This window comes from Acidimicrobiales bacterium (assembly GCA_016794585.1).
In the GTDB taxonomy this organism is placed as follows: Bacteria; Actinomycetota; Acidimicrobiia; order Acidimicrobiales; family DATDAH01; genus JAEUJM01.
On sequence record JAEUJM010000047.1, the window covers coordinates 155,979 to 175,247 of the forward strand.

Here is a 19,269-nt window from a genome sequence, read left to right on the forward strand (position 1 = left end):
CTGAGCACGTCCACGACCAGCAGACCCTCGATCGCGTCATCATCCGCTTCGCCGGCGACTCCGGCGACGGCATGCAGCTGACCGGCGACCGCTTCACCAGCGCCAGCGCGCTCTTCGGCAACGACCTGGCCACGCTGCCGGTGTTCCCCGCCGAGATCCGGGCACCTGCGGGCACCCTCGCGGGCGTCTCTGCGTTCCAGGTACACATCTCCGATCACCCCATCACCACCCCGGGTGACGCCCCGAGCGTGCTCATCGCCATGAACCCGGCGGCCCTGCGCAGCGAGCTGCACACGCTCGAGCCCGGTGGCGTCATCATCGTCAACACCGACGCCTTCGAGGCCCGCAACCTGGCCAAGGCCGGCTACGACGTCAGCCCCCTAGACGACGACAGCCTCAAGGGCTACACCGTCTACGAGGTCCCGATGACGAGCCTCACCAAGCAGGCCTGCGCCGACCTCGACGTGAAGCCGAGAGACGCCGAGCGCTCGAAGAACTTCTTCGCCCTCGGGGTCATCTCGTGGATGTACACGCGGCCCATGGAGCCCACGCTCGAGTGGATCGGCGCCAAGTTCGCGGGCAAGCCCAACGTCGCCGCGGCCAACACCGCCGCCTTCAAGGCCGGGCACGCGTTCGGTGAGACCGCGGAGCTCTTCGAGAGCACCTACCAGGTGAAGCCCGCCTCCCTCGATCCCGGCACCTACACGAGCATCACGGGCAACACCGCCCTGGCGTGGGGCCTCGTGGCCGCCAGCCGCCAGGCCGAGCTGCCCCTGTTCCTCGGCTCGTACCCCATCACCCCGGCCTCGGACATCCTCCACGAGCTGTCCAAGCACAAGAACTTCGGTGTGCGCACCCTGCAGGCCGAGGACGAGATCGCCGGCATCGGCTCGGCACTCGGCGCCGCGTTCGGGGGCCACCTCGCGGTCACCACCACCAGCGGCCCGGGCGTGGCCCTCAAGTCCGAGACCATGGGCCTGGCGGTCAGCCTCGAGCTCCCGTTGCTCATCATCAACATCCAGCGCGGGGGGCCCTCCACCGGCCTGCCCACCAAGACCGAGGCCGCCGACCTGCTCATGGCCATGTTCGGGCGCCACGGCGAGTCACCCATACCGATCGTCGCGTCCAAGAGCCCGGCCGACTGCTTCGACGTCGCCATCGAGGCGGCCCGCCTCGCCCTGAAGTACCGCACCCCGGTGATGGTGCTGTCCGACGGCTACCTGGCCAACAGCTCCGAGCCGTGGCGCCTGCCCGACGTGGAGTCCCTGCCCGACCTGCGCACGACGTTCGCCACCGAGCCCAACCACGTCGACGACGAAGGCAATCCCGAGTTCTGGCCCTACCTGCGCGACCCCGACACCCTGGCCCGCGCCTGGGCCATCCCGGGCACCCCGGGGCTGATGCACCGCATCGGTGGCATCGAGAAGCAGGACGGCACCGGCAACATCTCCTACGACCCCGCCAACCACGAGCGCATGGTCGAGCTGCGGGCGGCCAAGGTCGCCGGCATCGCCAACGACATTCCCGACCTCGTGGTCGAGGGTGACGTGGACGACGCCGAGCTGCTGGTGCTCGGCTGGGGCTCCACCTGGGGGGCCATCGACGGCGCCGTCAACCGCGCCCGCAACGGTGGGCTCAAGGTGGCCAGTGCCCACCTCACCCACCTCAACCCCTTCCCGTCCAACCTGGGCGACGTGGTCAAGCGCTACCCGCGGGTGATCATCCCCGAGATGAACCTCGGGCAGCTGTCGCTCCTGATCCGCGGCCAGTTCCTCGTCGACGCCAAGTCGATCAGCAAGGTACGGGGTGAGCCCTTCACCGCCGGCGAGCTGGAGCAGGCCATCCGCGAGGAGATCGCCCGATGAGCCCGAGGGACGAGGGCGTGGCCCGAGCGGCCCGTGAACGTAGTGAACAGGAGCGGGCAGTATGAGCAACGTCGAGATCACCACCAAGAAGGACTGGTCCAGCGACCAGGAGGTCCGCTGGTGCCCAGGGTGTGGGGACTACTCCATCCTCACCGCGGTGCAGATGCTCATGCCCGACCTCGGCGTCGCCCGGGAGAACACGGTGTTCGTGTCCGGCATCGGCTGTGCGGCGCGCTTCCCGTACTACATGAACACCTACGGGATGCACTCGATCCACGGCCGGGCGCCCGCCATCGCCACGGGTCTCGCCATGGCCCGCCCCGACCTCGACGTGTGGGTCATCGGCGGCGACGGGGACAACCTCTCCATCGGCGGCAACCACCTCATCCACGCCCTGCGCCGCAACGTGAACATCACCATTCTGATGTTCAACAACCAGATCTACGGTCTGACCAAGGGCCAGTACTCGCCCACCAGCGAGATCGGCAAGGTCACCAAGTCGACCCCGTTCGGGTCGCTGGACACGCCGTTCAACCCCATCAGCGTGGCCCTCGGGGCCGAGGCCACCTTCGTGGCCCGCACCCACGACATGGACCGGGCCCACATGATCGAGACGTTCCGCCGGGCTCACGACCACAAGGGCGCGGCGTTCGTGGAGATCTACCAGAACTGCAACGTCTTCAATGACGGCGCCTTCGAGGACATCACCAAGAAGGACAACCGGGAGTCGATGCTCATCCCGCTGGTGCACGGCGAGCCCATCCGCTTCGGCCCCGACGGGTCGCTCGGCGTGGTGCTCAGCTCGCAGGGCAAGGCCTCGATCGCCGAGGTGGCCGACGTGGGCGAGGACGCCATCCTCGTGCATGACGAGTCACGCGACCACCCCGACCTCGCCTTCACCCTGTCCCGCCTGGCCCGGGGGCCGCACGAGCCCACGCCCATCGGCGTCTTCCGCGCCGTCGAGCACCCGGAGTACGGCTCGGCCGTGTCCGAGCAGCTGGCGGCGGCGCAGGCGGCGAAGGGCCCCGGCGACCTCGCCGCCCTCCTCCGCAGCGGCGCCACCTGGGACGTGGCGTAACACCGCGGGCGATCGCCACGCACGGCAGCTTCTGCCCGGTGGCGTTCAGGGGATCTCGACGGCGCCGGCCTCGCAGTGGTCGCCCTGGGGGCGAGGCTCGCCTCGCTGATCGGTGGCCGTGGAGCACTTGTCGATCGGGATGATGCTGAGCCAGTCGTTCGACGGCCGCTGCGTGAGGGTGGGTCCGCCGTTGTCGGTCAGGGCGGCCAGGCCGAGATCGGGGAGGCCGACCTCGTCTCCGGGCCCCGGCCCGACGCCACAGGCGGTTCCGTCCTCCTGCGCCACGTTGTAGCCGAGCGAGACCACCGAGCCGGCCACGGCGCAGGCGGACCCGCCGACCCCCTGCCCGATCACCGAGTGCTCGATCTCCACGGGACCGGCCGCATGCAGGTTCGCGGCGGAGGGCCCCTGGTTGTCGGTGATCGTGGCGTGGCGGAGCGTCGTGGTGCCGAGACTCGACACTCCCGCCCCCTCCCCAGAGTCGACGAGATTCCCCGTGATGGTGCTGTTGGTCACCTGAAGGCTCGTCTCGGAGCGGATGCCGGCCACCTCTCCTGCATCGAGTGCCTGGTTGCCCGACACGGTGGAGTCGACCAACGTGACGGCGCGGCCGAGGATCGCGGCGCCGTAGGCACGGCTACTCGACCCCGGCGGGTAGGTCCACGGGTTCAACACGTTGTCGGCAATCGTCGACCGCTCGACGGTGATCGTCTCGCCCTCGATGCCTGCGCCACCCCCTCCAGCGACACCGCAGGTGTTCGGATCAGCCCGGTTGCCCCGAACGATCGCGTCGGAGAGGTGCACCGTCGTGGCTGAGATCCCGCCTCCGCTGCCGCGCGGGGCGTAGTTGTCCGAGATGACGGACCCCCCGGTGACCGTCACGTCGTCCGCCTTGAGCCCGCCGCCTCCCCAGCCGAAGCAGCTGGCCCCGCCCGACTGGTTGCCCTCCACCACGCTCCCGTTCTCCACGGTGATGGCGTCGCGAGCCCCCACGCCACCCGCGTATCCGCCCAGGTTGTCGTGCACCCAGGTGTCACTTAGGGTGACCGAGCGCCCGTACACGCCGCCTCCCTCGCCCCCTTCGTTTCGGCCGATCTCCGAGCTGATGAGGTTCACCGCGCCGGATGACGACAGCGCGCCACCTTCGACCCACGGGCCATTGCCGTCGTTGAATCGGAACGCGACGTTGTCGGTGAGCGTCACCTTGGTGGCCGTCACGTCCCCCTCCGCAAGGACGGCAGCGCCCGAGAGCAAGCCGCGTTGCTCATAGTTGTCGAGGCGGCCGCCGCGTATGGTCACGGCCCGTAGCTCCAGCAGACCGGTGCCGACGTGGTGCAGGATGCGCGTCGGGCACCTCGTTCCGCCGACGATGGTCGCGCCGCGACCACGCAGGGTCAGCCCACCGGTCCGGTCCCGATGGTCGAGGTCGCCGTCGCGGTTCGAGTTGGCGTTGTTCGGGTTGGTGTCGCAACGGGTGAGCCGATAGGTAGCGGCCCTGGCGAGGACGATGACGTCGTCACCCCTGTTGGCGTTGGCCAGATCGATGGCCTCGCGGAGCGACAGGACGCCGTCGGCGCTGCTCACCACGTCGGCCGTGGTGGTCACCACGATGGCGGCGTTCGCGGCCGATGTCGGGCGCGCCGGGGTCAGCACCGACATGGCCAGGAAGCCGACCAGCGCCGCAGCGCGCGTCCCTCGTGAGCCCACCTTGAGTCCATTGTCGCGCTGGGCTCGCCCGCCCACCGGATCTGCGGGGCCGCGTCAGTCGAGAGAGCGGAAGACCATGCCGGTGCGGGGCTTGGGGTGAAAGAAGGTCGTCTTGGGGGGCATGCGCTCGCCGCCGTGGGCGATCTGGGTGATCTGCTCGACCGTGGCGGGCCGCAGCAGGACGCCGGCGCTGGCTTGGCCCGACTCGACCGCGGCCACCACGTTGCCCACGCCGTGCTGGTAGCTGAGCTCGTGGGCGGGGAGCCCGGCGAGGGCGACGTCGAGTCGGCTGGAGTCCAGGTCGCGGGCGCCTTCCATGGCCTCGGGGCGTGGGCGCAGCAGCCAGCGGCCCTCGGCGGTCACCAGGCAGAGCGCCCCGGCGTCGACCATCTGTGCGGGCAGGGTGGCGTCGTCGCCGGCGCCGGCCTCGAACACGTCGAACCACGGTGACAGCGCCGCCGGGAGGTCGAGGTCGTCGGGCAGGGCGGCCAGGAGTCGGTGGATGGGCAGCACCGTGAGTTGCTCGTCGGCGAGCTCGACCACGTAGGCCAGGGTGGCGTCGTAGTTCCCGCCCGGCCCGTCGGTCTCCCGGCGCTCCTCGCGGTAGGCGAGCGACGTCTCGAAGCGGTGGTGGCCGTCGGCGATCAGCACCGGAGCCGAGCTCACGGCCTCGGAGATGGCCTGGAGGACGCCGGGCTGGCGCACCTGCCAGAGGCGGTGGTGCACCCCGTCGTCGTCGGTCCAGGCCCAGTCGGGCGGCGCGGTCTGCTCGCACAGGGCGGTGAGGCCCGAGACGGGCGAGAGCCCCCAGATGGGGGAGAGGTTGGCGTGGGTGGCGCGGAGCAGGTCGAGGCGGTCGCTCTTGGCCTTCGGGGTGGTGTGCTCGTGGGGGAGGATGCCGCCCTCGCCGGGGCGGCTGAGGGTGAGGGCGCCGATGACGCCCATGGTCTGGTGCGGGTGCCCGGACTCGTCGAAGAAACCCATGGCGTAGACGTACATGCTGGGCTCGTCGTCGATGACGAGCACCCCCTCGTCGAGCCACTCCTGCCACAGACGCGACGCCAGCTCGTAGGCGTCGACGCCGTCCTCGGGGCGGGGAAGGTCGATGCGCACGGCGTTGTGGGGGTCACGGGCGAGGAACGAGGCCCGGTCGTCCTCGCTCAACACGTCGTAGGGCGGGGCGGTGACGGCGTCGGGGCCGAAGCGGTCGGGGTCGTAGCGCACGCCGAGGAAGGGGGCGAAGGCGGGGCCGGCGGTCGGGGCGTCGGGGGCGTCAGGGGCCGAGGTGGGGGGCACGTCCCTCTTGCTAGCAGACTGTGCCCCATGGCCTGGGTGCTCGACCTCGACGGTGTGGTGTGGCTGGACGACCAGCCCCTGCCGGGTGCCGCCGACGCCGTGGCCCGCCTCCGCTCGGCGGGCGAGCGGGTCGTCTTCGTCACCAACAACTCCTCGGTGCGGGTGGGGGACCAGGAGGCCAAGCTCGCCGGCCAGGGCATCGCGGCGCAGGGCGACGTGGTCACCTCCGCGATGGTGGCGGTCGGCCAGGTCGAGGCGGGGGAGCGGGTGTTCCTGTGCGCCGGACCCGGGGTCGAGGAGGCGGTGCTGGCCCGGGGTGCCGTTCCGGTGCGCGACGGCGACGCCGACGCGGTGATCGTCGGTTTCCACCGGGACTTCGACTACGACGAGATGGACCGGGCCTCCCGAGCGGTGCGCCGTGGCGCCCGGCTGATCGGCACCAACGACGACGCCACCTACCCGACCCCGGAGGGCCTGGTCCCCGGGAACGGGTCGATCCTCGCCGCGGTGGCCACCGCCTCGGGGGTGGTGCCGACGGTCACCGGCAAGCCCTATCCGCCCATGGCCGAGTACGTGCGGGCGCTCGTCGGCCCGGTCGGCGTCGCCGTCGGCGATCGCCCGGACACCGACGGTCGCTTCGCCCGGGCCCTCGGGTTCGAGTGGGTGCTCGTGCTGAGCGGGGTCACGCGTGGCGTCGACCTGCCCGTCGACCCGGTCCCGGATCTCGTTTTCGCCGATCTCGCCGCGGCGGTGGACGCCACCCTCGCCGCCGAACCGTCGGCTCCGGCGGGTCGGTGACGCCGCAGCAGGCGGGCGGCGGTCCGCAGCCGGCGGGGGCGATAGCCGTCGTCGCCGACACCTACCCCATGGTCGACGCGGCCCTTGCCGCCCCGCCATCGGCCACCATGGGGCGATGAGGATCCTCCGGGCGCGTCGCGCCGCTGCGCCGGTCGGGGTGGCCCTCGCCGTCCTCGCGCTGTTGGCCGCGGGATGCGCCGCCGACCTCCCCGAGGCCGACCCCGCCGACGACGGCGCGGACGCCCTCGTGTGGACGGGCGACGAGGTCGACCTCGACGGCGCCGACCTGGCCATCGGCTCGAAGGAGTCGCCCGAGCAGGAGCTCCTGGGCTGGTTGGCGGTCGAGGCCGCCCGGGCCGCCGGCGCCACCGTCCACCAGGAGATCGGGGCGGGCGGCACCGCGGTCGTCCGCCAGGCCCAGCTCAGTGGACTCATCGACGGCTACTGGGAGTACACCGGGACGGGCTGGACGCGCATCCTCCAACAGGGTGACCCGGCAGGGACCTCGACGGAGCTCTACGAGGCGGTGCGCGACCGTGACGCCGAGCGCAACCAGATCGACTGGTTGCCGCCGGCCCCGACGAACAGCGCGTACGCGATCGCCGCATCCCCCGAGACGGTCGACGAGCTCGGCATCCGCACCCTGGCCGACCTCGCCGAGGCCCTCGACGATGCCGACGAGACCGGGCCCAGCCTGTGCGTGGACGAGTCGACCGGGTTCGCCGACGACCCCGACGGCCTGCGCCAGTTCGAGCGGGCGTTCGACGTGCGGGTGACCCCGGGTGCCGAACTGCCCACCGACGAGCTCTACGAGCAGGTGGAGGCCGGGCTCTTCTGCACCTTCGGCCAGGTGCTCAACACCGACCCCCGCCTCGCTGCCGGGGACCTCCAGGTGCTGGAGGACGCCGGCACGTTCACCATCTACAACCCGTCGTTCACCATCCGCCAGGATGTGGCCGAGGACTACCCCGAAGTCGCCGACCTGATCGCCCAGCTCGCCCCGCGCCTCACCGACGAGGTGGTGCGCGACCTGCGGGCGCAGGTGGAGCTGGAAGGGGAGTCGCCGCGGACGGTGGTGCGGCAGTGGTTGCAGGACGAGGGGCTCGCCGAGGTCCCGACCGACGAGGGACAGGAGCAGGGCTGATGGAGATCGAGGTGGTCATCGAGATCCCCCAGGGGTCGCGCAACAAGTACGAGGCCAACCACGAGACGGGTGAGATCTGGCTCGACCGGCACCTGTTCACCGCCGCCCGCTACCCGGTCGACTACGGGTTCTTCCCCAGGACGCTGAGCGAGGACGGCGATCCGCTCGACGCGCTCGTGCTGCTCGACGAGTCGACGTTCCCTGGGTGCCACGTGCTGGCTCGCCCTCTCGGGGTGTTCTGGATGCGTGACGACGCCGGGCCCGATGCGAAGGTGCTCTGCGCCCCCGCCGGTGACCCCCGCTGGGACGCCATCGTCGACCTCGACGACCTGCGCCCCGAGCTCCTCGCCGAGATCTCGCAGTTCTTCGAGATCTACAAGGTGCTCGAGCCGAAGAAGTACGCCGAGGTGCGCGGTTGGGAGGGTCGTGCCGCCGCCGAGGCCGAGATCGCGGCGTCCCAGCGCCGCCACGAGGAGCACGCCGGCCACTGAGTGCCCGGGTGCTAACTGTTGCAAGCGCGTTGACCCCGGTCGTAGGCTGAACCCATGGCACAGACCGATTTCCTCCAGAAGTACGTCGATGGCCTCGTCGAGTTCACGCAGCTGACGCAGCGTCGGGCCGAGGCCATCGTCCGCGATGGTGTGAAGGCGGGCCAGATCCGCCAGGAGCAGGCCCAGGACAAGGTGCAGGAGCTGCTCGACGAGAACCGCAAGCGCAGCGAGAAGCTCGCCCGCAGGATCCGCGCCGAGGTGAAGGACCAGGTCAAGAGCCTGGGCCTGGCCACCAAGACCGAGCTGGGCCGCCTCGAGCGCCAGATCGAGAAGCTGACCAAGGACCTCGAGCGCCAGATCGACAAGATCACCAAGGACGCTCCTGCCGCCGAGAAGGCGCCGGCCGCGAAGAAGACCACGGCGAAGAAGACGGCGGCCAAGAAGGCACCGGCGAAGAAGGCCGCGGCCAAGAAGTCGACCGCCAAGAAGGCCTCGGCGAAGAAGTCGACCGCCAAGAAGGCCGCCGCCACCAAGAGCGCCTGAGGCCGGGCTCCCACGGCGCCCCGCCGCCGGCTCGACGCCGAGCTGGTTCGACGGGGCCTGGCACCGACGCGTCGCCAGGCCCAGGAGCACATCGCCGCCGGGCGGGTCACCGTGGCCGGTGCCCCGGCGGACAAGGCGGCGCGCCTCGTCGCCCCCGACGAGGCGCTCGCCGTCCTGGGCCCACCGCCGCGCTTCGTGGGGCGGGGCGGTGAGAAGGTCGACGCCGCCCTCGAACGGTTCCCCATCGACGTCGAGGGACGTGACGCACTCGATGCCGGGGCGTCGACCGGTGGCTTCACCGATGCCCTTCTGCAGCGCGGAGCCCGCCGCGTGGTGGCCGTCGACGTCGGCCACGGCCAGCTCGATACCCGCCTCCGCGACGACCCGCGGGTGGAGGTGCACGAGCGGACCAATGTCCGCGACCTGCGCGGTCCTGACGACGTGGGCGGGGCGGTCGACCTCGTCACGGCCGACCTGTCGTTCATCTCGTTGCGGACCGTCCTGCCGGCGCTCGTCACCGTGGCCCGTCCCGGCGCCGACCTGATCCTGCTGGTGAAGCCCCAGTTCGAGGCGGGACGTCAGGAGGCCGCACGCGGCAGAGGGGTCATCACCGACCCGGTGGTGTGGCGCCGGGTGCTCGGCGAGGTGAAAGGCGCCGTGATCGACCACGGAGCCGTCATCATGGGGGCCATGGTCTCGCCCCTCACCGGCGCCGACGGGAACGTGGAGTTCCTCCTGTGGGCGCGGACGGCCGCGTCCGGGGACGCACCGCGTCCGATCGTCGACCTCGACCTCGACCTCGACGCCGTCGTCGACGAGGCGGTCGCCCGGCGGGAGGACGGCTGAGGTGGCCGTGGTCGCCCTGTTCGTCCACCACGAGCGGGACGAGGCCGCTCGCACCGCGCGCGGCGCCGCGGCCTGGCTCGAGGCACGAGGTCACGAGGTGCGCCTGCCCCGCGACGACGCCGCCATCGTGGGCCTCGACCCCTTCGGGGTCGACGACCGGGCGCTCGCCGACGGGCTCGACCTCGCGGTCAGCCTCGGCGGGGACGGCACCATCCTGCGCACGGTGGACCTGGTGTCCACCGAGGGAGTGCCCGTGCTCGGGGTGCACATCGGCCAGCTCGGTTACCTCACCGAGATCGAGCCGGAGCACCTCGACGCCGCCCTCGAGCGCATCCTGACCGGCGACCACGACGTGCAGGAGCGCATGCTCCTCGACGTCTCGGTCGAGGCGGCGGGATGGCCCGATCACGGCGGCCCCCACCACCTGGCCCTCAACGAGGCGGTACTCGAGAAGACCCCCTCGGGCCACACCGTGCGCCTCGAGGTGTGGGTGAACGGGGAGTTCTTCACCACCTACGCCACCGACGGGCTCATCGTGGCCACCCCGACGGGCTCCACGGCGTACGCATTCTCGGCGCGGGGGCCGATCGTGGCCCCGACCCACCGGTCGCTCCAGCTCACGCCGGTGTCGCCCCACATGCTGTTCGATCGCACCCTCGTGTTGAACCCCGACGACGAGATCCGCCTCGTCGTCTGCGGTCACCGCACCGCGACGTTGTCGGTCGACGGGCGCAACCTCGGCGAGCTCGTGCCGGGTGACGCCGTCGTCTGCACCGGCTCGGAGCACCGGGCCCGCATGGTCACCTTCGGCGAGCGTGACTTCCACGCCATCCTCAAGGCCAAGTTCGGCCTGGAGGACCGTTGACCGCGGTGCTGGCGGGGGAGGCCCCGTCATGTTGAGCGAGCTCGCGGTCGAGGACCTCGGCGTCATCGAGTCGCTGTCGATCGTGCTCGGCCCCGGCATGACCGCGGTCACCGGGGAGACCGGCGCGGGCAAGACGCTCATCGTGGGCGCGATCGATCTCTTGATGGGTGGACGGGCCGACCCGCAGCTGGTCCGCCCCGGCGCCGACGAGGCCCGGGTCGAGGGCCGCTTCCTGCACGGTGACGACGAGGTGGTCCTCACCCGGGTCATCCCCCGAGAGGGTCGCAGCCGGGCCTACATCGACGGTCGCCTCGCCACCGTCGCCGCGCTGGCTGAGATCGGCGGCGGACTCGTCGACCTGCACGGCCAGCACGCCCACCAGTCACTCCTCGCCCCCTCGGTGCAGCGGCGGGCCCTCGACCGCTACGGCGACGTCGATCTCGGGCCCCTCAAGGCGGCACGGGAGCACCTCGCGGAGATCGAACGGAGCCTCCAGGCCCTCGGCGGCGACGAGCGCGCCCGGGCCCGTGAGATCGACCTGCTGCGCTACCAGGTGGACGAGCTGGCGGCTGCCGGCCTCACCGACGCCGGCGAGGACGACCGTCTCGAGGCCGAGGAGGGTCGGCTCGCCGACGCCGTCGCCCACCGGGAGGCCGCGGCTCTGGCGGTCGAGGAGCTCACCGGTGAAGGCGGCGGTCAGGACGGCCTCGCCGCCGCCCTCGCCGCGGTCGCCGGGCGAGCGCCCTTCGCCGCCGTCGAGGGGCGGCTGCTGGCGGTCCAGGCCGAGCTGAGCGACCTGGCGTCGGAGCTGCGCGACGTGGGGGAGTCCATCGTCGACGATCCCGAGCGGCTCGCCGAGGTGCGGGCCCGCCGGCACCTCCTGCACGAGCTCACCCGCAAGTACGGCGAGTCGCTGGCCGAGGTCATCGCCTACGGCGCCGAGCTCAGCGAGCGTCTCGCCGACCTCGAGGGCTACGAGGAACGGGCCCGAGCGCTCGACCGCCTGCGGAATGAGGCGGTCGCCGCGGTGGACGCCGCCTCCTCCCGGGTGGGTCAGGCCCGTCGTGCGGCGGCCCCGGGTCTGGCCGCGGCCACGCAGTCCCACCTCGCCGCCCTCGCCATGCCGAAGGCGGTCCTGGGGGTGGCGGTCGGCGACGCCGACCCGGGTGACGACGTGGCGTTCACGTTGGCGGCCAATCCCGGTGCCCCGCTGCTGCCGTTGGCCAAGGTCGCGTCCGGTGGCGAGCTGGCCCGCACCATGCTGGCCCTCCGGCTCGTGCTCACCGCAGGTCCACCGGTGCTCGTCTTCGACGAGGTCGATGCGGGCATCGGCGGCGCCGCCGCGCTCGCCGTGGGTCGGTCACTGGCCGAGCTCGGGGCCGATCACCAGGTCTTGGTCGTGACCCACCTGCCCCAGGTGGCCGCGTTCGCCGATGCCCAGGTCGCGGTCAGCAAGGCCGACGACGGCAGCGTGACCACCACCCAGGTGGCGGTGCTCGACGAGGCGGCACGCGTGGTCGAGCTTTCGCGCATGCTGTCGGGCAGTCCCGACAGCGAGGCGGCCCACGGCCACGCCGCCGAGCTGTTGGCCAGCGCCGCCCGCGAGCGCGGGCGTTGACCACCGCGTGACCGTCCTCGCCGCCTTCCTCGTCGGCCTCGTCCTCGGCCTCGCCGGTTGGTGGAGCACGCGTCCCGTTCTGGCCATCCCCGCGCTCGAGCGCACGAATTACCGCGACCACACGCTGCCCACGGCCGGGGGCCTGGTGATCGTCTTGGCCGCCATCGCCGCCCAGGGCGTGGTGGCGCTGGCCGACGCCGCCGGCTGGTCGTTCGACCCCGAGTGGGCCCCGGTGCGCGCGCAGGTGCTCGTGCTGGCGCTCGGCCTCGGGTTCCTCGGCCTGCTCGACGACCTCGCCGGCGCGGGCCAGTCCGGCGGCTTCAAGGGTCACCTCACCTCGCTGGCGCGCGGGCGCCTCACCACCGGCTCGCTCAAGCTCTTCGGCGGCGCTGCTGTCGGTGTGGTGGTGGTGGCCGGGCCCCGAGCGGGGTCGATCGGGCGCATCCTGCTCGACGCCGCCCTGGTGGCGCTGTGCGCCAACCTCGCAAATCTGTTCGATCGTGCGCCGGGACGCACTCTGAAGGTCGCCCTGCTGGGGTTCGCCGTGCTGGTGGCGGCCACCCAGGCGCCCCCGCAGCTGGCGGCCGTGGCCCTCGTCCTGGGGGCGTCGGCTGCGCTCCTGATCCCCGATCTGCGGGAGGAGCTGATGCTCGGCGACGTCGGCGCCAACGTGGTCGGCGGCGCCATGGGCCTCGCCCTCGTGCTGGCGACCGCGCCGGAGGTGCGCACGGTCGCGCTCGTCGTCGTGGCCGCGCTGAACCTCGCCAGCGAGGCGGTTTCGTTCTCCCGGGTCATCGACGCCACCCCGCCCCTGCGGGCGCTCGATCGCGTCGGGCGCCGCCCGAGCGGTACGATGTGACGGTTCTGTTGCGGCAGCGCCGTGGCCCCCGACGACGGGCCGTCGCTGCCCCCACGATGTTGGAGACGTAGATGGCGCGCCGTCTGAGAACTCAGGTGTCCGGTCTCGACGCGCCCATCACCGCCCGCGTGCGGGTCGACCGCCGCACGAAGGACCTGATCAAGCGCCTCGAACCGGGTGAGATCGCCATCATCGACCACGCCGACCTCGATCGCGTGGCCGGCGACGGCCTCGTCGACAAGCGCGCCGGTGCCGTCCTCAACGCGTCGCCGTCGATCTCGGGGCGCTACCCGAACGGCGGCCCGATCCGGGTGGTCGCCGCCGGCATCCCGTTGCTCGACGAGGTCGACCGCTCGCTGCTCGAGCGTCTGAAGGACGGCGACACGGTCACCATCGACGGCGGCGAGGTGCGCATCGGCGAGGAGGTGGTGGCCACCGGCAAGGTCCTCACCCACGACGACGTGGTGGCGCGCATGGAGCACGCTCGCGGCTCGATCGGTGAGGAGCTCGAGCAGTTCGCGGTCAACACCCTCGAGTACATCCGCAACGAGGCCGAGCTCACCTTCGCCCCGCTCGAGATCCCACCCCTCAAGGCGGACTTCCGGGGTCGGCACGCCCTCATCGTCGTCCGGGGCATCGACTACCGCGAGGACCTGCGGGCGTTGCGGCCCTACATCTCCGAATACCGGCCGGTGCTGATCGGCGTCGACGGCGGGGCCGACGCCCTGCTCTCGCACCGGCTGAAGCCCGACGTCATCATCGGCGACTACGACTCGGTGTCGGACCGAGCGCTGCGCTGCGGCGCCGACCTGGTCCATCACGTGCACCCCGACGGGCGCGGGCCCGGTCGCGAGGAGCTCGCCGCCGCCGGTGTGGACTACGAGGAGTTCTGGGTCGAGGGCACCAGCGAGGACGCCGCCATGTTGTTGGCCTACGAGGCCGGCGCCTCCCTCATCGTCGCGGTGGGCACCCACGCCACCATGGTCGAGTTCCTCGACAAGGGGCGCGCCGGCATGTCCTCGACGTTCCTCACCCGGTTGCGCCTCGGCCCCATCCTGGTCGACGCCAAGGGCGTCTCGAAGCTCTACGAAGGCCGCCTGCGCCGCCGCGACCTCGGCCTCTTGATCCTGGCGGTGCTCGCGGTCGTGCTCGTGCTCCTGTCCCTGTCCGATTCCCTCCAGACCATCCTCGATGCGGTGTGGCTCATGCTGCGCAACATGTGGGTCACCCTCACCGGAAACTTCTGACGTGCTCACCTTTCGCTATCACCTGGTCACCATCGTGGCCGTCTTCCTCGCCTTGGCCCTCGGCATCATGGTCGGGTCCACCTTCGTGGGACCGTCGGTGGTCGAGAGCCTCCAGAACCAGGTGGAGGACGTGTCCAAGACGCTCGACGAGCGCAAGGCCGCCAACGACCGCCTGACCGACGAGAACGAGCAGCTCGACGAGTCGCTCACTGACGCCTCCCCCTGGGCGGCGGACAGCCGGCTCGACGGTCGCTCGGTGCTGGTGATGGCCGACCGCGGCGTCAGCGAGGGTGTCGTCGACGACACCGACGAGCTCCTCCAGCAGGCCGGCGCCACGGTGCCCGGCACGGTATGGATCGAGCCCTCCTTCGCCCTCGAGGAAGAGGACGAGCAGGCCGCCATGGCAGAGGCCCTCGGGGTCGAGGTGTCCGACGCGGCCCGCATGCAGCGCCAGGCGTGGCGCCGGGTGCTCCAGGACCTCTCCGAAGGCGCCACGTCCGAGGGCGCCACCACCGCGCTGATCGACGCCGGTTTCCTCAGCTTCTCGCAGCTCGGCGACGGCGCCAACGAGCTCACCGACCTGGCCGACGAGCAGTTCCAGGTGCTGCTCGTGTCGGGCACCGAGTCCGAGCTCCCGTCCACCGATCACCTCGCGGTGATGGCCGACGTGCTCGTCAACCTCGACCAGCCGGGCGTGGTGGCCGAGGAGTACCGCCAGCAGGACGGGGGCCCCGCGCAGGGCGACATCGTCGCCGTCGTGCGCGACGACGCCGAGCGGGCCGCCGCCATCTCCACCGTGGACGACCTCGGTGGCCCGTCCGGCCGCCTGGCCGCGGTGCTCGCCGAGGCCGACCTGAGCCGCGGTGTGGTGGGCCACTACGGCTACGGGGCCGGCGCACAGGGGCCGATGCCCGAATGGCCCGAGACCCCCTGACGGGTCCTTCCCAGCCGCCGGCGGACGCGGCCGAGGGCACGGCCCCGGCCCCAGCCACCCGCTCCGTGGGAAGGGCCGCCGCGGGCATGGGCGCGGCCGCGGCCGTCTCGCGCGCCCTGGGAGGGGCGCGGGTCATCGTCGTGGCCGCGGTGCTCGGCACGAGCTTTCTCGGCAACACCTTCGAGGCCTCCAACACGTTGCCCACGGTGGTCTTCGAGCTCCTCGCCGCGGGTGCCCTGTCCGCGGTGCTCGTCCCCAGTTTCGTGGAGCTGTTCGACCGCGACGACGAGGCCGAGGCCGAGCGCCAGGCCGGGGGCGTGCTCGGCGTCTTCCTCGTGCTGCTGGGCGCCCTCACCGTCCTGGGCATGATCTTCGCCCCCTGGCTGGCCGAGCTCCTGACCAGCGCGGTGACCGATCCGGTGGTGGCCGAGCAGCAACAGGAGCTCGCGACGGTCCTGCTGCGCTTCTTCCTGCCCCAGCTCGTCCTCTACGCCTACGGCTTTCTGTCGATCGCCCTGCTCAACGCCAAGCGGGTGTTCGCCCTGCCTGCTGCGGCTCCCATCGGCAACACCATCGTGATCGTGGCGTCGATGCTGCTCTTCTACCTCCTGGCCGGCCCGGACCCGGGTCTCGAGCTCACCACCGCGGAGGTCGTGGTGCTGGGCCTCGGCGGGACGCTCGGGGTGCTCGCCTTCGTGGCCATCCCCGTCTACGACCTGCACCGACGCGGCTTTCGCCTGCGCCCGCGCTTCGCACCCAGGGACCCCGCGGTGCGACGCCTGCTGCGCCTCTCGGGATGGGCCGTGTTGCAACACACCGGCGCCGCGCTCCTGCTCGGCGCCGCCATCATCCTCGGCGGTGCGGTCGAGGGTGGTGTGGTGGCCTACCGCGTGGCGTTCTACGTGTTCCTCGCCCCCTACGGTGTCCTCGCGCAACCCATCCACACCGCGGTCACACCCGAGATGGCGACCGACGTCGCCAACGGCGATCTGCCGGCCTACGCCAATGCCGTGCGCTGGGGCCTCGATGCCCTCTCGGTCACCGTGCTGCCCGTGTCGGCGGCCGTGTACGCCCTCTCCGTCCCGATGATGGCGGTGATCGCCTTCGGCGAGGCCGACACCGGCCGCGGCATCGAGCTCATGGCCGCCGCCACTGCGGCGCTGGCCCTCGGGCTCATCTTCTACGGCGCCTTCCGCCTGCTCGCGGCGGCGTACTACGCGCTCGGCGACAGCCGTACGCCGGCCATCGTGGCCCTCGCCAGCGCGGTGGTCGGGGTGGTGTTCATGGTGGTGGCCTCGGCCGTCACCGAAGGCACCACCACCATCTATCTCCTCGGCATCGGCCACACCGTGGCCTTCCTCCTGGGGGCCGCCGTGCTGGGCGTCGGGCTGCGTCGGCGGGTGCGCGAGCCGCTGTTCCCGCGGGCCTTCCCCCTCGCTCTGCTGGTGTCGGTGGCCCTCGCCACGGCAGCCTGGTTCGCCATGACCGCCCTCGACCCCTCGAGTCGCCTCGGCGACGTCCTCGCGCTCGCGCTCGTGGGCGGGGTCGGCCTGGGCCTGTGGTGGGGTGCGGTGCGGCTGTTCCACCTGGCCCCCGAGAAGCTGACCATCCACCGCGGCGACCCGGCGGCGGCAGCATGAGCCCGGTCTTGCGTGGTCGGCGCCCGCTCTTCGCGCTGCTCGCCCTGCTCGTCGCGCTCACAGCGCTCCTCGGCGCGACCAGCGGCGCCGCAGGCGCTGTTCCCCGGGCCGACGAGCGCAGCGTCGACCGCGTGCTCATCGTCTCGGTGCCGACCCTCTCGTGGGAGGAGCTGGACACCGAGGACGCCCCGAACCTCAACGCGCTGCTCGACGAATCGGCCATCGCCGACCTCTCGACGCGGGCCGTGGTGCGCCGCACCACCCCGGGCGACGGGTACGCCACCCTCGATGCCGGTGCACGGGCCCGCGGTGCCCGTGGCGCCGACGGCCTCGCGTTCGACGTCGGCGAGGTGTTCAGCGGCTACCCCGCGGAGGAGGTCTTCGGTCGGCGTACCGGCCAGGTGGTCAGCGAGGGGGTCGTGAACCTCGGACTGCCGCAGATCGTGGCCGAGAACGAGCGCCTGCCCTACGACGCGCTGATCGGTGCGCTCGGCCAGACGCTCTCGGACGAAGGCGTCCACCGGGCGGTCATCGGCAACGCCGACGGATCCGAGCAGGAGCTCGACGTCGAGTTCGGCCGTGCCGTCGGCGGGGGGCTCATGGACACCGACGGGCTCGTGCCGGGGGGCTCGGTCGGGATGGGCCTGCTCCAGGAGGATCCCGGTGCGCCCTTCGGGCGCCGCCTCGACCTCGACGCGGTCGACACGGTGTTCCGGGAGGAGTGGCGCGAGGACGCCGTGGTGCTGGTCGAGGCGTCCGACCTGGTGCGGGCCGACGCCTACCGCTCGAGGGTCACGAAGGGCCAGCGGGCGCGCATGCGTGCCGACGCCATCGAGTGGACCGACGACCTCGTGGCCCGCCTGCTCACCCACGTCGATCCGGAGCATGACGCCGTCATGGTGGTGGGGCCGTACCACGCATCGACGGGGGTCCATCTCACCGTGGCCGGCCTCCGGGCGCCGGAGATCGAGCCCGGTCTGTTGAAGTCGGCGGTCACCCGCCGGGTCGGTTTCGTCACGCTGGCCGACACCGCGCCCACCGTGCTCGACCTGCTCGGCATCGAGGCGCCCGACCAGATGGAGGGCCGCCCCTGGGAGCGGGCGGCGACCGGTGGCACCGCAGAGGAGCGCCGAGAGTGGCTCATCGCCGCCAACGACGGCGCCCTGTTCCGCGACGACCTCGTCGGCCCCGTCTCCACCCTGTTCGTCGTCGCGCAGCTGGCGCTGTGGGTGCTGGCGGTGATCGCCCTGCGCCGACACCGCCCCCGACTCCGGCGGGTCATCGAGGTGGCGTCGCTCAGCGTGCTCGCCCTTCTCCCGGCCACGTACCTCGCCGGGCTGTTGCCGTTTGAGCGCCTGGGATCGATCCCGTACTGGCTCTTCCTCGTGACGGGGTCGGTCCTCATCGGGCTCGTGTGCGACCAGCTGCGCCGGCTGGGCAGCGTGGTCGACCCGCTGATCGGGGTGCTCAGCCTCATCGTGGGCCTGCTGGTCATCGACCTGTTCATCGGGGCTCCGCTCCAGCTCAACACCACGTTCGGGTACACGCCCACCATCGCCGGCCGCTTCGCCGGCCTCGGCAACCTGGCCTTCGCCCAGCTGGCCGCGGCCAGCCTGATCCTGGCGGGCCTCGTCGCCTGGCGGGTCGGCGGCCGCCGGGGCGCCTGGCTGGGCGTGGCCATCCTGGCGGTTGCGGTCGTGGCCGACGGATCGCCGTTCTGGGGCTCGGACGTGGGAGGCGTGCTCTCGTTCGTGCCCGGTGCCGGCATCACCGCCGTGGCTCTGCTGGGCTGGAAGATCCGCTGGCGCACCATCGCGGTGTGGGTGGTCGGAGGTGTGCTGGCCATGGTGGCCATGGGCTTCCTCGACCTGGCCCGGCCCGAGGAGCAGCGCACCCACCTCGGGCGCCTCTTCGAGCGCATCGGCGACGAGGGGTTCGGGGCGTTCGTCACCGTGATCTTCCGCAAGCTCGACGCCAACCTCTCCGTGCTGACCAGCTCGGAGTGGATCCTCATGGTTCCGGTGGTGTTCGCCTTCGTCCTGTACCTGATCTGGCGGGCCCCGGGGCGCCTGCACCGCATCCAGGAGCTCATCCCACAGGAGCGGGCCAGCCTCTACGGCTTCACCGTGGTGGCGGTCCTGGGCTTCGCCCTCAACGACTCGGGCATCGCCATCCCGGGCGTGATGCTGGGCGTGCTGAACGCGTCGCTCGTCTACCTGTTGCTGGTCACCGACGACCTGCCCGACCCGCTCGCAGAGCCGCCGCCGGTCGACACGGACGAACCCCTCGGGGCCGAGGTCGTCCTCACCTAGCGCGCTCCGCCGGTCGACCTGCCAGC

General features: G+C 71.9%; 16 protein-coding genes. 14 read left to right on the forward strand and 2 right to left on the reverse strand.

The genetic code is table 11. The features are described from left to right. Positions 1 to 71 precede the first annotated feature (71 nt). Complete coding sequence (locus JNK12_24525) at positions 72 to 1,865, forward strand: 2-oxoacid:acceptor oxidoreductase subunit alpha (protein ID MBL8779112.1); 1,794 nt, start codon at positions 72 to 74, stop codon at positions 1,863 to 1,865. A 61-nt stretch (positions 1,866 to 1,926) separates the two neighbouring features. Further along, positions 1,927 to 2,943, forward strand: a complete 1,017-nt coding sequence (locus tag JNK12_24530; GenBank protein ID MBL8779113.1) for a 2-oxoacid:ferredoxin oxidoreductase subunit beta — start codon at positions 1,927 to 1,929, stop codon at positions 2,941 to 2,943. Between the two features lie 45 nt (positions 2,944 to 2,988). Here the strand turns inward: JNK12_24530 and JNK12_24535 are convergent, their stop codons facing one another. Continuing rightward, complete coding sequence (locus JNK12_24535) at positions 2,989 to 4,650, reverse strand: hypothetical protein (protein MBL8779114.1); 1,662 nt, start codon at positions 4,648 to 4,650, stop codon at positions 2,989 to 2,991. A 54-nt stretch (positions 4,651 to 4,704) separates the two neighbouring features. Beyond that, the gene (locus tag JNK12_24540) at positions 4,705 to 5,946 is read right to left on the reverse strand and encodes a DUF1015 domain-containing protein (protein ID MBL8779115.1); all 1,242 of its coding nucleotides are present in this window, start codon (positions 5,944 to 5,946) and stop codon (positions 4,705 to 4,707) included. A 27-nt stretch (positions 5,947 to 5,973) separates the two neighbouring features. Here JNK12_24540 and JNK12_24545 point away from each other — a divergent pair, with 27 nt between their 5' ends. The 12 genes from JNK12_24545 to JNK12_24600 all read left to right on the forward strand — a co-directional run bounded on the left by JNK12_24545 (position 5,974) and on the right by JNK12_24600 (position 19,243). After that, positions 5,974 to 6,744, forward strand: coding sequence for an HAD-IIA family hydrolase (locus JNK12_24545; GenBank protein ID MBL8779116.1), 771 nt, complete (start codon positions 5,974 to 5,976; stop codon positions 6,742 to 6,744). Positions 6,745 to 6,859: 115 nt separating this feature from the next. Beyond that, complete coding sequence (locus tag JNK12_24550; protein MBL8779117.1) at positions 6,860 to 7,888, forward strand: hypothetical protein; 1,029 nt, start codon at positions 6,860 to 6,862, stop codon at positions 7,886 to 7,888. Continuing rightward, positions 7,888 to 8,379: an inorganic diphosphatase gene (locus JNK12_24555; protein ID MBL8779118.1), complete on the forward strand. Its 492-nt coding sequence runs from the start codon at positions 7,888 to 7,890 to the stop codon at positions 8,377 to 8,379. The genes JNK12_24550 and JNK12_24555 overlap by 1 nt, the downstream gene beginning before the upstream one ends. Before the next feature lie 54 nt (positions 8,380 to 8,433). Further along, positions 8,434 to 8,922, forward strand: a complete 489-nt coding sequence (locus tag JNK12_24560; GenBank protein MBL8779119.1) for a hypothetical protein — start codon at positions 8,434 to 8,436, stop codon at positions 8,920 to 8,922. Between the two features lie 42 nt (positions 8,923 to 8,964). Then, on the forward strand, positions 8,965 to 9,768 hold the full coding sequence (locus tag JNK12_24565) for a TlyA family RNA methyltransferase (protein ID MBL8779120.1): 804 nt from the start codon (positions 8,965 to 8,967) through the stop codon (positions 9,766 to 9,768). Position 9,769: 1 nt separating this feature from the next. Beyond that, complete coding sequence (locus JNK12_24570) at positions 9,770 to 10,633, forward strand: NAD(+)/NADH kinase (protein MBL8779121.1); 864 nt, start codon at positions 9,770 to 9,772, stop codon at positions 10,631 to 10,633. A gap of 28 nt (positions 10,634 to 10,661) precedes the next feature. Next, positions 10,662 to 12,251, forward strand: a complete 1,590-nt coding sequence (gene recN, locus JNK12_24575; protein MBL8779122.1) for a DNA repair protein RecN — start codon at positions 10,662 to 10,664, stop codon at positions 12,249 to 12,251. Positions 12,252 to 12,258: 7 nt separating this feature from the next. Further along, entirely contained in the window at positions 12,259 to 13,110 is an 852-nt protein-coding gene (locus JNK12_24580) for a hypothetical protein (GenBank protein ID MBL8779123.1), read from the forward strand. A 71-nt stretch (positions 13,111 to 13,181) separates the two neighbouring features. After that, positions 13,182 to 14,357, forward strand: a complete 1,176-nt coding sequence (locus tag JNK12_24585; protein MBL8779124.1) for a hypothetical protein — start codon at positions 13,182 to 13,184, stop codon at positions 14,355 to 14,357. Between the two features lies 1 nt (position 14,358). After that, positions 14,359 to 15,291, forward strand: coding sequence for a copper transporter (locus JNK12_24590; protein ID MBL8779125.1), 933 nt, complete (start codon positions 14,359 to 14,361; stop codon positions 15,289 to 15,291). A 65-nt stretch (positions 15,292 to 15,356) separates the two neighbouring features. Then, positions 15,357 to 16,931, forward strand: coding sequence for a hypothetical protein (locus tag JNK12_24595; protein MBL8779126.1), 1,575 nt, complete (start codon positions 15,357 to 15,359; stop codon positions 16,929 to 16,931). Beyond that, positions 16,928 to 19,243: a hypothetical protein gene (locus JNK12_24600; protein ID MBL8779127.1), complete on the forward strand. Its 2,316-nt coding sequence runs from the start codon at positions 16,928 to 16,930 to the stop codon at positions 19,241 to 19,243. The genes JNK12_24595 and JNK12_24600 overlap by 4 nt, the downstream gene beginning before the upstream one ends. The last annotated feature ends 26 nt before the right edge of the window (positions 19,244 to 19,269 follow it).

Bases quoted from the DNA above. Each gene is read 5' to 3' on its own strand.
- JNK12_24525 (MBL8779112.1), top strand. From the start codon at position 72: ATGCAGCTGACCGGCGACCGCTTCACCAGCGCCAGCGCGCTCTTCGGC.
- JNK12_24530 (MBL8779113.1), top strand. From the start codon at position 1,927: ATGAGCAACGTCGAGATCACCACCAAGAAGGACTGGTCCAGCGACCAG.
- JNK12_24545 (MBL8779116.1), top strand. From the start codon at position 5,974: ATGGCCTGGGTGCTCGACCTCGACGGTGTGGTGTGGCTGGACGACCAG.
- JNK12_24550 (MBL8779117.1), top strand. From the start codon at position 6,860: ATGAGGATCCTCCGGGCGCGTCGCGCCGCTGCGCCGGTCGGGGTGGCC.
- JNK12_24555 (MBL8779118.1), top strand. From the start codon at position 7,888: ATGGAGATCGAGGTGGTCATCGAGATCCCCCAGGGGTCGCGCAACAAG.
- JNK12_24560 (MBL8779119.1), top strand. From the start codon at position 8,434: ATGGCACAGACCGATTTCCTCCAGAAGTACGTCGATGGCCTCGTCGAG.
- recN (MBL8779122.1), top strand. From the start codon at position 10,662: ATGTTGAGCGAGCTCGCGGTCGAGGACCTCGGCGTCATCGAGTCGCTG.
- JNK12_24585 (MBL8779124.1), top strand. From the start codon at position 13,182: ATGGCGCGCCGTCTGAGAACTCAGGTGTCCGGTCTCGACGCGCCCATC.
- JNK12_24600 (MBL8779127.1), top strand. From the start codon at position 16,928: ATGAGCCCGGTCTTGCGTGGTCGGCGCCCGCTCTTCGCGCTGCTCGCC.